Genomic DNA, 12422 nt, shown 5'->3' with positions numbered 1-12422 from the left:
AATATCAGCCTCCTGATTTATTTGCAATCTCGCGAATCACTGGAAATTGGCCTTCAATTTCATATTCGACCATAAAGGAATCTGGTCGCATTGAATTATTAGAATAGATCGGTTCAATACTAACAGAGACTTTCTTAGGCGGTACCTCTTTCAATGCATTGGCCCATTCAGTCTCCATTTCGTACCAAACTCCACCCCTCCTATTAATTTGACTATTTTGTGGTACAAGATTATCAATATCAGGAGGACCATTAAATTGTGCTCCTATTAAATGTCCGCCATCATCATCTGGTAATCTGTCTTTTCCCCCTACATTTGCCTGAGCGTATTTATTTCTATTAGCCTTTTTCAATACAAGTTCGGGAGCATCTACATTTACAATACGTCCAAGTTCATCGGTGGTATATTTATAGTTATCATTGGTTACGTACTTAGTATTTGGAAGTAGTTGTTTCTTACCATTTTCACCTTTTATTATGTGCTTTCCAAAATCAATTTCTTTAACTTCGTTGACTATAGTACCATTACCCGTACCCTTAGGAGTCCCCCCAGCTCCCTTCCCCTCAATCTTCCCAGGAGAGGCCGGAACAATCGAATCCATCCGATTTTCGATTGTGGATCTGTTCATTATATTGATGGGTGCCTGATTCGCCGTACTTAGCTGAAAGGGCCGATTGGGCATTAAGGTTCGTCTAAAGAAGTGGGTGACATCCTGGATGTATTGTTGGCTGCCATTTTTTATATTGCTTGGCCATGCGGCATTTTCTTTCTTGATTCCGCCCACTCCTGGAACGGATTCTGTTGGTTTTTTGGAGATGGCTGGGCGGGTTCCGCTGGCTTTATTGATACTTTTTTCCACTTTTAACAGCTTGAGGTATTTGGCTTGGCCGGCGTATGGGATGAAGGAAGTCGCTACACTTCCCGATGCGTACATGATTCCTTCTTTTTCAGCGGTATCTGATATAGATTGAGCCATCGATTCAAGGATGATAACCGGATCTTCTATAATCAGTTCGAGCGTTTCCGCAGCACTCTCTATCCTTTTATCGGAAGCTTTTTTTAGAAAATCCGGTTCTATACTATCTGGAATCAGGTCTGATACGGCAATGATGCCAGCATCGATAACAAGCGTAACAACGCCTTTCAGTATCTCCAGAATTGTATCCTCTACCCCATCTCTAAAATCCCTGATTCCATCAGTCGTTACAGAAATCACATCGCTTGCCTTTTCATAAAAATTCATATAGCGATCTTGGACTGCCGCGGCTTTGTTTGCATATTCGTCATCTGTGTTTTCAAACTTTTTTACTTTTGACTCATAGAGGTCCCACAGCTCCTCCATTTTATGGTTAAGCCTGGATTGAGCGGATTCCATGTCGTTTCGAAGGCTTGCCAGCTTCTGTTGATTAGATCTGCTTCGCTCTTTTTCTTCCGGATCTGCATCGTCAAACAGACTAGACAGAAGGCTTGGGGACCGATTGGCTTCCAAGATTCCACGGGTAAGGCTGTTCGTTACTGTCCATTCAATCTGTGAGAGATTACCCCAAATATCATTCCGGTCGACTCTCATCATGCCATTCCTGGAAATAGGAGTGATATAGGCAGTGGTATCAGCCACATAGCTTTCAAACAATGTGAATAAATCCTCGATTTGAGTCTGATAGCTTTGGATATTTTTCTTGGATTGCTGCACGAGATCGTCCCAGGCTTCCAGGCTCTTTCCTGCATTCCTCTCTGCGTAGACCGCTATTGTGTTGAGGGAACTCTGCATCTGATGCAGGGCATGCCTATATGTATGAAGCTGTTCAATGATCTGGTCCAGCGTTCCATAGTTGATTTGGATGTCCCGTTTCATGACTGCCCGCTCCGAATCGCCCTGCCCACTTCTTCGTCTGCCTTTTTCATTTCTTCCAAGATTCCTTTACCGGCTGCATGGACGTCATCCGTGTTTTTTACTAAATCCTGATTGATATCATTATTCATATAGTCCAGAATCGCATCCACTTTTTCTATGAAATCCGAATTGAAGTTTTTCAGCTGATTTCTAGTACCCGTGCGAAAGGTGTCTGTGTAACTGCTAAACTCGTCGATACTGGATTGCAGGGTTTGTAAAGTGGCCTGCAGCTCGCGGATATCCATCTTGATATGTGCGTTCCCCAATTTCAAACTCCTCTCTGCTAGTTTCTCATCTAAAATGAACGGATTCAATGGCGGCAATGAGCCGATTCAGTTCAGTGATCATTTCTTCCGTTTTTTCACGCATCTCCTCTTCCACAGAAGCATTTTCTAAGTCCATTTGCTCGAAATTTTTCTGTATCCCATATTTGGCATCTTCCAAAGAGGAGATCATATTGGATGCTAAGCGATAACAAAAACCGGACGTATAGTTTGCCATTATCTTTCACCCGCTTTTTCCATTTCCAGATGAAGGGATTGCATGTCCTGTGCGGAAAATTCGATGGACGTCATATTTTTTTCTACAATCAGCTCTTCTTTCATAAGCAGCTCAAACGCTTCTTCCATTTCATCTTTAAAACCCGTATGGATCACATTTGTAATCAAGGGCTCTGTAAAATAGAGGATGGCATCCTTCTTCATTTCCCCTACAGGGTACACCACACCGCCGTACGGAAAAAACGTTTGATAGCCTGTTGGCACTGTAAAACGTTTGGTGATGACAATTTTGGCCGGTGAGGAAGTTTGCTGTTCCGGAAGAAAGTAAAGCGGGTTCAGCTTCACCACTGACCCTAACGGCAGCACTTCTCTCATAATTTCAATGCAGGAAGTAACGAAAGGGAAGAAAAGAGTTTCATGTAAACAATAATGGGTCCGTTTAAACTGAACTACATGTTCATCATTCTCTTTTCTATAATAAATCGCTTCCCCATTTGTGCTTTTTATATCGCAGGAAGAGAACGCTTGCTTGAAAGCAAAATAAAGTTCCTGAAATACGAGCTCATCCTCCAGGTATAAATCAGCGAACTCCTGGATTGCCGCACGGTATCTGCCTTTTGATTCATCTGATAAGGAGTCCATGATTTGAGCTATTTTTTGCATAGCCAGTGCCTTTAACTGAGTCTTATGATTCAAACCGTTCCCTCCCTCTCATGTTAAATTTTTACATACATATATATTATAAACGAATGAATTGGAAATGATATGGTTAAAAACATTTAAATACCAAAGTCTCACTGATATTTCTAAATTGAAATATTTAATTTTTCCTTAAAGACGGACACCGTGTCTCCTTGAACTTCATCCCTTGCTGTTCCCTATGCAATAATGAAAATCAGGAGAAATACTTATCGAAAATTTTGGAATTGATGGTTTTCTGCCAAACAAAATAAAATTTTTCAAAAGACTAAATAAGTGAATAATAAATCACCTTTGTAATTTCAAATTCACACTACTATATAAACCTAAATACGAAAAGGGGGAAACCGTGTTTAAGTGGTTTCCCCTAAAAATAATAGATTAATCTCAAAAATGGTAAAAGCAGGTACATCCTGTGGATTTGCGCCATCCTCACTTCCTCCTATGGATACAGGTATTGCAATTTCTGTTTCAAGAAAGTTTGCATTAAGCGTTCCCTTCCCCCTTTTACTCCGTCATTCCAAAGGCATTCATATTTACTTTCATAATAGCCATGTTAACATTCCTCAAAAAATAATATATAATGGTTAATCGCAAATTTTTCACGAAAAATGAATATTTCCAAACACGTTGTAATTTAATTTAAAAAATCTATATATAATAAGTTTTAATGTACTCCATCGACTAACTGATTGATTGAGTTTAATTTGGAAGAAAGCTCAATAAACCACGCTTCATCCCGCGTTGATAATGCCAAGTCTATTAGAAATAGAATTTGTTCCTTGTTTACCGCCTTAGAAAGTGGCAGTTTCCTAACATTTTTACTTAAAATCGGAATTGTTTTGCCAAGCGTTTCACGATTGTCACTCGTAGCAACCGTTACTTTAACAACTCCATCCAGAATACTCTGTGACTCAATATAACCAATTATTAATTCCCCATCCACTGATTTTCCCTTAATCCAATCACCTGTTTTCAAAACGGAATTACCATTCGTCAACATCCTTTTTCACCTTCTTAAGTTATTTTTGTATTTTATGAATGTAATCAGGAAAGAACCTTTTTTAAACTGCGGTCAGCGAAGATATATACCCAGATAAATCTGTAATGTTTTTTATTACATTTAATAAAAAGAAGTCTACGGCCATCAGTCACAGCCGCTATTTTGTTCTTGATTTACAAGATCGACAACTTCTTTAATTGTATAGTTCTTTAAATATTCACCCAAATGTTCTTCCGCACCTAAGAAAATTGTAAATAATACTCTTTTCATATTCGCTCCCACAATACACTTTTCATTTGAATCAGGACACTTAGGCTGCAAAGCACCTTCAGAAGTTATCATATATATATCCCAAAGATTAACTTCACTCAGCTCTAGAGTAAAAATAAATCCGCCGCCGGTTCCTTCTTTTGATTTTATAAATCCATGTTTTTTTAGCAAGCTTAGCACTTTACGAATACGTACTGGGTGGACACCAGCACTCTCTGAGATACCATCACTTGTTGACATACGGTCCGGCTGCAACGCAAGATAAGTTAAACTATGAATGGCAAGTGTAAAATCACTATTCATGGCCTGCCTCCTTAGAATCAGCACAGCTAATCACTTTTGCTTTACATATAGCTTCTGCATCTTTTTTTAAATCAATTAACATAGTGTAATAATAAATATTACAGTTTATTTTGTCAAGTAGCTATTAGAAGTGTTGTATCAACTAGGCGTCCTGTAAAGCTTTACTAATCATGTTCCCTTCCTTGTACTGCTTCATGGAACTAGGGAGGAAAATGAATGCAATTCGTGATGGACTGGGCTGGAGATCTAAACAATCCCTTCTTTGCTTACACTGATGAGGATCCAAAATATCAACCTACAAAATATGTTGGCGTTAGTCCAGAAAGTAATCCAAAGCAAATACATTGATAACGGAAACAGTCCGCCTAACGTTGCCCCAAATTCAGAGCAATTACACGACCTAATTAACAAATTTTATCAAGAGTACAACAACCAGTTGGCTTTTTGGTTATAGTATAGGTGCGCTTCCATTATTAACCTAGCCTTAATTACTGTTTATACTATCCTTCGGTATAAATAGCAATTAAAACTTTTGCCTATCATCACCGATATTGCTGATGTAATTATCTCGCAATTTAAGAGAATATATGAAAGAGGAAAACAAAGAAATCACTTTAGGACTCTATTGACAAATCAGAGTTTGAGAAGGGATATTGACAGGTACTCCTAGGCAAAGAGTACAAACCCTTTGTCCTCATTCATTTTATATAATATCCAAAGGTATTTTTCTTGTTGGTTTCGGAAATACCTCGTCAAGTCTGTTCAGATCTTCTATGGTCAATTCAATAGTAGCAGCTTGAGCATTGGCTAAAACATGTTCTTCCTTAACGGCTTTTGGGATAGCTATTACGTTGTTCGAACGAATGGTCCACGCAAGAGCAATTTGTAATGGCTGCATATTGTATTTTTCTGCAATCTCCATGATGGTTGGATCGCTTAGTAATTGTCTTCTTAGGCTCCCTCCCTGGGCCAGGGGACTATAGGCCATAATCGGCATGTTCTGTTCATGATGCCATGGCAGGAGATCATAATCAATTCCTCTAGAACCTAGATGATATAACACTTGATTTGTCACACATTTTTTTCCGTTAGCGGTATCCCACAACTCTGTCATATCATCCGTATCAAAATTAGAAACTCCCCATCTTACTATTTTACCATCCTTGCGCAGTCTCTCCATTCCTTCAATCGTTTCTGCCAAAGGAACACGGCCTCTCCAGTGTAAAAGATACAAATCAAGATGATCTGTTCCCAGTCGTTTAAGACTATTTTCACATGCGCTTTCAATCAAATCTAATCCGGAATGATGAGGATATACTTTCGATACTAAAAAAACTTTATCTCTGCGCCCCTTGATTGCCTCACCAACTAAACGTTCGGAATCGCCATTTCCATACATTTCAGCCGTATCGATTAGCTTCATGCCCAGGTCAATTCCAAGCTGCAAAGCTTTGATTTCTTTGTTTTTCGATTGAGGATTTTCACCCATGTACCATGTTCCTTGACCAATGCTTGGAAGGAAGGTTCCATCAGGTAAAGTTACTACACGTTTTTCAAGTGAATGCTTAATTTTCAAAACTTTTTCATGGTCACGCAAACTCATTTTCATCATTCCTTTCATATTTAACTTGATTTTCTTGAAATCATTACCATTTATGAAAAAATTACATTATTATTTGAAAAATAAATGTGGCTATACATTGTTGTAGTATAGCCACAAAAATAACATTATAACGCTCACTTACACCAAGTGAGCCCCGCCATCAATAAGAAGAACAGTACCAGTTGTAAAACCATTTTTCACTAAGTACACGTAGGCCTCAGCAATGTCTTCAGGCTGTGCCACGCGATTAACAGGTAGCTGCTGTGCAATTTTGCTGTATAAATTTTGTCTTTGCTCGTCAGGCATCCCTCCGTAAAGTGGTGTGTCTACAATACCAGGTGAAACAACATTTACCCGTATAGGGGCCAGGTCTACGGAAAGCCCCCTAACCAATCCATCGATTGCTGAATTGATCGAAGCAAGTGTAGTTGCCCCCTGTGGCGGACGGATTCCATAAACACCAGAGGTCAATGTGATGGAACTGTTATCATTTAAGTATGGAATAGCAGCACGAACGGTTAAATATTGCCCCCAATACTTGCTATCAAACGCTTCTCTAACATCCGCAACAGGTAAGTCACTAAAATGTCCCATTGCACCTTCACCTGCCGTAACGACAAGGTGATCAAAATTTCCTACCACTTTAAAAAAATCAGCTAGCTTTTCTTCACTGCGAAAATCAATATTGTATGCTTCCACATTACCACCAAGTACATTCTTTGCCTCCGATAGTTTTGCATCAGAACGACTTGCAATAATGACTTGAGCAGATTCATCAAGAAATGCCTTTGCTGCAGATAATCCGATACCAGAAGTACCTCCTATTACGACCACACGTTTTCCTTTTAATGACATTGTATGAACCCTCCTTAAAAAATTCTTTTTAGGTTGTATCTGAAAACAATATTACATACTACTTTTAGTGAATTTAATATAAATCAACGCTTCATTATTTTATTTTGCTAATAGTTTTAGCGCTTCACGATTGAATGCCGGGATATCATCTGGAAAACGGCTAGTCACAATATTATTGCTTACCACAACTTCTTCATCTTTGTAGTTAGCCCCTGCATTTTTTAGATCATTACGAATAGATTTGAAACCAGTTATGTCGATGCCTTTTAATAGGTCTGTATCGATCAATACTTGTGGTCCATGACAAATCGCTAAAACAGGTTTGCCTTCTTGGATAAATTCTTTTGAGAATTGACCAAAGCGGTCATCTTCACGTAATAAATCAGGGGAGAAACCGCCCGGAATAAGCAAAGCATCGAAGTCTGCAGGATTAACTTCATCTATGGCTTTATCAATTTTTACCGTTGCGCCTTTTTTACCAGTTACTTCATTTCCTGCATGTTTATCAATTGTAAACACTTGATGACCAGCTTCTTTGAATGCTTCTGCAGGTTCTGTAAATTCAACATCCTCAAATAAATTGGTGATAAGTGCAGCAATTTTTTTACCCAAAATTAAAAACCTCCTTGAATTCCAAAAATGCTTATATTAATGGAAGCGGCGGGTTCGAAATTAACTTCCGAACCCACTCTATCCAACTAATTCTTTTATCTGAATAACTCATCTTCATTAAAACGTTCTGGCGGTATAATGAAGAGTGCTTTTTACTCACTATTTTTCCTTTTCAAAAAGAAAAAAATTGTTGATAGCACATCATACATTCATATGTTTACCTTGGCTGTCAAAAATTTCAGCGATCTGTGCAAGTTCTAGCAATAAGAATGATATCTCCATACTTTTGTATGCTCAGATATAGATTCCCTCGTTTTAAAGAGTCTGCATTACATATGCTTTGAAATTATTTCTGTCAAAGCGTCTTTTGGATAGAACCCGATAACCTTATCTACAGCCACTCCATCTTTGAAAAGAATCAACGTTGGAATGCTCATAACACCAAATTCCCCTACTGTTCCTGCGTTTTCATCTACATTTAGTTTGATAATTCTAACTTTGTCACCCATTTCACCATCGATTTCCTCCAATACAGGTGCAATCATTTTACAAGGACCACACCACGGTGCCCAAAAATCCACTAAAACTAATCCCTCTTTAATTTCAGTGCTAAATGTATGATCAGTTACGTGTGAGATAGCCATTTTTATACCCTCCAATTCATTGCTATAATTTTAATAAAAGTATTTTAATGTTTAAGAAAATACAAACTTACCCCATTTTAATGTACTAAAAAAATTACAGTTTATTTTCATGGAACATACTGTAATAAAATAGTTTACAGATTACGAAGCAATGATCTGGTAAATGTCCCTAACAAATTAAACTATTTTAAAAGCCATTTTTCAAATTAATTGCTTCCTGTTCAAAAGGATTACTGTAATTTTAATATTTACAGTTTATGAAGTCAAGAAAAATCAACTCGCTTCCCTCTCAAAGTATACACCGATGAAAAGCACTCATCGCATTTTGCATTTTTCACCTGAAGGAAGCAAATTTTTTTTATGTTGTTTATGATAATGAACGAAAGTATCTGATTTTTCTAATGCCTTCTATTTCATCTGCGACGATATTTTTGCAGTTGTTCTATTTCCGAAGATCTGGTTGAGGAGGGGATTAGTGATCTTAGGTTTGAAAACGACTAAGGTAAAAATAAACTATTTTAAATGAAAGAAATGAAGGTATCATTAGATATAACTGTCTCCATTGTCTCAATAGAAGTTTATGGGTAAATTTTATGTTTAAAAGAAATACCCCGTCCTATTTTTGATTTAAGGTGCATGAAATAGAGGGACAGCAACGCACTTGATAGTCGAGAGCGATTCACTGACGATTCATCAACATGCAAGCGCATCCGACACAAAAGGTCACTTTTTATTTAAAGTTGAGGACCATTATCGCACTCTTAAATGGCTTTCAAGTCATAGAATGGTTCTCTTTTTTTAATGTTTCATTATAAACCAAGAGAGACTAGCCGGTATATTGCTCGCTATTAAATTATTCAATGGCATCACCTCTATAACTACTTTACGATTCCAGAGTTTCATGAAATTCTGGGAATGTACTGTTGTTTAACAAAGAAACTAAGTCCTGGATCTCAGCAATAAAATACTTATTTAACAACTTTTCTGATGGTTATTTTTTTAGATAATATCAATAATGACAATTACGCTTTAAATCGATAAGGATATGGGGAATAGGCTTGCCGTTTAGGTAACTTTTAAATACAGATTTTCAATAATAAGTCTTCTTCGCCAAAGAAGAAGTCTTTCGCTCATTTTATTTGGTTCTGTTTTTTAACCAGCTGTCAAATTCGACTGCGACTAGGCGTTCACCTGTTAATCCTTCAGATTGCTTGGAAGCAAGATAAACGATAGGTTTTGCCATGATTTCCGGCTTCAAAAGCAGAGAGTTGCCTTCAAGCTCCCATCTCACTTCATCAGGTATCATTCCGGTTACGGTGGCCCCGCCAGGAAGCAGCATATTTACCGTCACTCCAAATTCACGCAGGTCTTCAGCCATGATAAATGACAGGGACTCGGTTGCGGCACGAGAAGGGCCGTATGGGACAAATCCTTTTCGTCTCATGGTTTCATAATTCATTGATATATTGATGATTTTCCCTCTTCCCTGCTCGACCATCAGAGGAGCGAACCCCCGGGAGGTTAGGAAATAACCGGTCACATTTGTATCGATTAGATTTCGAAATCCTTCAGGAGAGACCTGATGGAAAGGCTGTGGTTCTGTAAGGAATTTTGGGTTTACAGTCCTCATGCCTATCCCGGCATTGTTCACGAGGACATCGATTTTACCCCATTCTGTTTTTACCCAGTTCACTGCATCTTGTACCGATTTCTCTGACCTGACATCCAATGGAAGTTCAAAAACATTCGAATACTTATCTTGAAGGTTTTTTACAGCTTCCGTCGTTTTTGCTCCCGGACGGGATGCCACTGCAACTGTTGCTCCTTCATTAAGAAGTGCTTCTGCCATGGCATATCCTAAACCACTTGATCCTCCTGTAACAACGGCATGTACGCCAATTAATTCTTTAGACATTTTTCGACCTCATTTGGGTTAAATTTACATTTCCGAAAGGATTATGATAGTATGTACAATTTTTATATATAAGATCCCCGTGAAAAATTTTATGTACTCGGAAGCGACTAAGTTTTTCCAAACTCATTCTTACTTTCTTTGCTAATAAATCCCCACCTAATAATCCCTTATCTTAAAAAAACTGGAATGGTTAAAGATCAGGAAAATCTCAACCTCTAATTTACTCCTTTTTTTCATAGAAATAAATTCCTTTCAAACTCAAGGATATAACCTTATTATATCTAAAATTCCTCTGAAAATAAAAAAGATGACCCTGTAAGTGTTTATAACCTCGGGGTCAGCCTGATTTATTGATAAATGGATTGGATAATTTTATTTATTAAACCTTCCGCATCTTTTACTTCTACACAGAAAGAACAAAATCGTTAACCGACTTAAACTTACGTCCCAAGTGAGCAACATTCACTTAGGACTTTTCCTCACTTCAAGCACGGTGCCACCACAATGCGGACATTCTGCTTTAACCTTTACACCTTTCTTTTTATCCATCATAAATTTGGGCACATCAAAATCAGGAACATACGGGGGCAGCTATAATTTGTTTCCATTGGGTTAGGTTAGAAATATCAATCTGAGAATGGGACAGGCATCATTTATACATTTTATGCCTGAATTTTTTTGAAAAAATAACGAATAACGAGTTTGCCCCACACACAAAGTGGTCCTTGGATAAGCAATTCATGGTTATCATATGTCTACTGATCGTGAGGATGACTGTATAAAAGTCGTTATTAAACCATTATCCTATTTTCTTATTAGTTTAAATGGATGAATTGAAAGTTAGCATAATTGCGAACCCTAAGCGAAATGTTGAATGGACCTCCATACTGTGTATAGAAGTAGTCTTTTTGTCTGTTATTATTTAGATTATTGGATAATTCAGCTCGTAACTTGGGTAGCAATAGTATGGTGGTCTAAGTGCTATTTTAGACATTGGCCAGGAATCCTCCATATAGACCATCTTTACTTTTTCATTTGAATAGTTTACTAGCAATAGCTTTACTTCTGGATTAAATTCATATCTCATAATGGTAGCCCCCTTCCATTAAGAATGTGTGGATTCTCCTCCATCAACATGAAGAACTTGACCAGTAACAAAACGAGAATCATCAGAAGCAAGATAGACAAAGGTTGGTGCGAGTTCAAAAGGATGGGCAACTCGTTCCATTGGATTGAATGCCCCATATACAGCGACTTGGTCTGACGAGAAACTTGCTGAAATAAGCGGGGTCCAAATTCGGCCGGGGGCGACGGCATTGACTCGGATCCCTTGTTTCACGACATTTTTAGCCAAGGCACGTGTCCAACCAACTATTGCGCCTTTTGTGGCCGTATAATCAATCATTTGCTGCTCACCTACATACGTCACTACTGAAGAAGTGCCAATGATGGAGCTGCCTGGTTTTAAATGAGGAAGCGCTGCTCTTGTTGTGTAAAAATGAGAGTATATATTAACTTTGAAGGTGTCATCAAATTGCTCATCTGTAATGTCAAGCAGACTTAGCTGTTGGAATTGGATACCAACGTGGTTACAAAGAATATCAAGACGTCCAAACGTATTTACTGTTTGTTCTACAATGGAGATACACTGTTGTTTGTCTCGCAAGTCACCAGGCATTAGAAAACAACGTTGACCGAGTTGTTCAATCCTCGTTTTTGTTCTATTTGCATCCTCATGTTCATCTAAGTATGAAATAGCAATATCTGCGCCTTCTTTAGCAAACGCAATTGCTACTGCTGCACCAATACCGCTGTCACCCCCTGTAATAAGTGCTACTTTTCCTGTTAACTTTTCACTCCCTTTATAGTTCGGGTTTTCGATAATTGGAAGGGGTACCATTAATTTTTCCACTCCGGGATGGCGCAGCTGGCGCTGTTCAGGTAAACTTATCGGAATTTCTTCGTAACGTGTAATTTTCCCATAGTTAGGGTACATGGGATAAGGCTGAGTTTTCATGTTTGCTTTAAACATTTGTTGCATTTGCTTTATTTGGTCTAATTGATGGCTTTGATCCTTTTGATCCATGGAAACCTCCTATAGTCATAATTTTCTTCTATAGAATG

General features: G+C 38.2%; 13 protein-coding genes and 1 pseudogene. 2 read left to right on the top strand and 12 right to left on the bottom strand.

What is annotated here, in order from left to right:
* Nucleotides 1-4: 4 nt before the first annotated feature.
* From BQ4305_RS21885 to BQ4305_RS12570, 6 genes are all read right to left on the bottom strand, one after another.
* Nucleotides 5-1855 (bottom strand): DNA/RNA non-specific endonuclease, encoded by a 1851-nt coding sequence (locus BQ4305_RS21885; RefSeq protein WP_234396951.1) that lies wholly within the window; start codon nt 1853-1855, stop codon nt 5-7.
* Nucleotides 1852-2160 carry a hypothetical protein gene (locus BQ4305_RS12590; RefSeq protein WP_110928129.1) on the bottom strand — a complete coding sequence of 103 codons (309 nt, stop codon included), beginning with the start codon at nt 2158-2160 and terminating at the stop codon, nt 1852-1854. The genes BQ4305_RS21885 and BQ4305_RS12590 overlap by 4 nt, the downstream gene beginning before the upstream one ends.
* Before the next feature lie 25 nt (nt 2161-2185).
* The gene (locus tag BQ4305_RS12585) at nt 2186-2395 is read right to left on the bottom strand and encodes a hypothetical protein (RefSeq protein WP_110928128.1); all 210 of its coding nucleotides are present in this window, start codon (nt 2393-2395) and stop codon (nt 2186-2188) included.
* Complete coding sequence (locus BQ4305_RS12580) at nt 2395-3090, bottom strand: DUF4176 domain-containing protein (RefSeq protein ID WP_110928127.1); 696 nt, start codon at nt 3088-3090, stop codon at nt 2395-2397. Before BQ4305_RS12580 ends, BQ4305_RS12585 begins: the two co-directional genes overlap by 1 nt.
* Before the next feature lie 670 nt (nt 3091-3760).
* Nucleotides 3761-4096 (bottom strand): IDEAL domain-containing protein, encoded by a 336-nt coding sequence (locus BQ4305_RS12575; protein ID WP_110928126.1) that lies wholly within the window; start codon nt 4094-4096, stop codon nt 3761-3763.
* A gap of 144 nt (nt 4097-4240) precedes the next feature.
* The gene (locus BQ4305_RS12570; RefSeq protein ID WP_110928125.1) at nt 4241-4669 is read right to left on the bottom strand and encodes an RrF2 family transcriptional regulator; all 429 of its coding nucleotides are present in this window, start codon (nt 4667-4669) and stop codon (nt 4241-4243) included.
* A 216-nt stretch (nt 4670-4885) separates the two neighbouring features.
* Here BQ4305_RS12570 and BQ4305_RS22010 point away from each other — a divergent pair, with 216 nt between their 5' ends.
* Entirely contained in the window at nt 4886-5017 is a 132-nt protein-coding gene (locus BQ4305_RS22010; protein ID WP_267888108.1) for a hypothetical protein, read from the top strand.
* 355 nt (nt 5018-5372) lie between these two features.
* Here the strand turns inward: BQ4305_RS22010 and BQ4305_RS12565 are convergent, their stop codons facing one another.
* From BQ4305_RS12565 to BQ4305_RS12545, 5 genes are all read right to left on the bottom strand, one after another.
* Complete coding sequence (locus BQ4305_RS12565; protein ID WP_110928124.1) at nt 5373-6272, bottom strand: aldo/keto reductase; 900 nt, start codon at nt 6270-6272, stop codon at nt 5373-5375.
* A gap of 138 nt (nt 6273-6410) precedes the next feature.
* Nucleotides 6411-7127, bottom strand: a complete 717-nt coding sequence (locus tag BQ4305_RS12560; protein ID WP_110928123.1) for an SDR family oxidoreductase — start codon at nt 7125-7127, stop codon at nt 6411-6413.
* A 99-nt stretch (nt 7128-7226) separates the two neighbouring features.
* On the bottom strand, nt 7227-7739 hold the full coding sequence (locus tag BQ4305_RS12555) for a type 1 glutamine amidotransferase domain-containing protein (protein ID WP_110928122.1): 513 nt from the start codon (nt 7737-7739) through the stop codon (nt 7227-7229).
* 329 nt (nt 7740-8068) lie between these two features.
* Complete coding sequence (trxA, locus tag BQ4305_RS12550) at nt 8069-8383, bottom strand: thioredoxin (protein ID WP_110928121.1); 315 nt, start codon at nt 8381-8383, stop codon at nt 8069-8071.
* A gap of 1135 nt (nt 8384-9518) precedes the next feature.
* Complete coding sequence (locus tag BQ4305_RS12545; protein WP_110928120.1) at nt 9519-10298, bottom strand: SDR family NAD(P)-dependent oxidoreductase; 780 nt, start codon at nt 10296-10298, stop codon at nt 9519-9521.
* Between the two features lie 571 nt (nt 10299-10869).
* Between BQ4305_RS12545 and BQ4305_RS21880 the strand changes: the two are divergent.
* A pseudogene (locus BQ4305_RS21880) lies at nt 10870-11130 on the top strand (hypothetical protein); the annotation flags it as partial.
* A 273-nt stretch (nt 11131-11403) separates the two neighbouring features.
* Here BQ4305_RS21880 and BQ4305_RS12540 read toward each other — a convergent pair.
* Complete coding sequence (locus tag BQ4305_RS12540; RefSeq protein ID WP_110928119.1) at nt 11404-12384, bottom strand: SDR family oxidoreductase; 981 nt, start codon at nt 12382-12384, stop codon at nt 11404-11406.
* Nucleotides 12385-12422: the final 38 nt, after the last annotated feature.

The organism is Bacillus massiliglaciei (genome assembly GCF_900098925.1).
In the GTDB taxonomy this organism is placed as follows: domain Bacteria; phylum Bacillota; class Bacilli; order Bacillales; family DSM-1321; genus Peribacillus; species Peribacillus massiliglaciei.
Note: the sequence above shows the minus strand (reverse complement) of the source record. Positions and strands in the feature narration are given on the sequence as shown.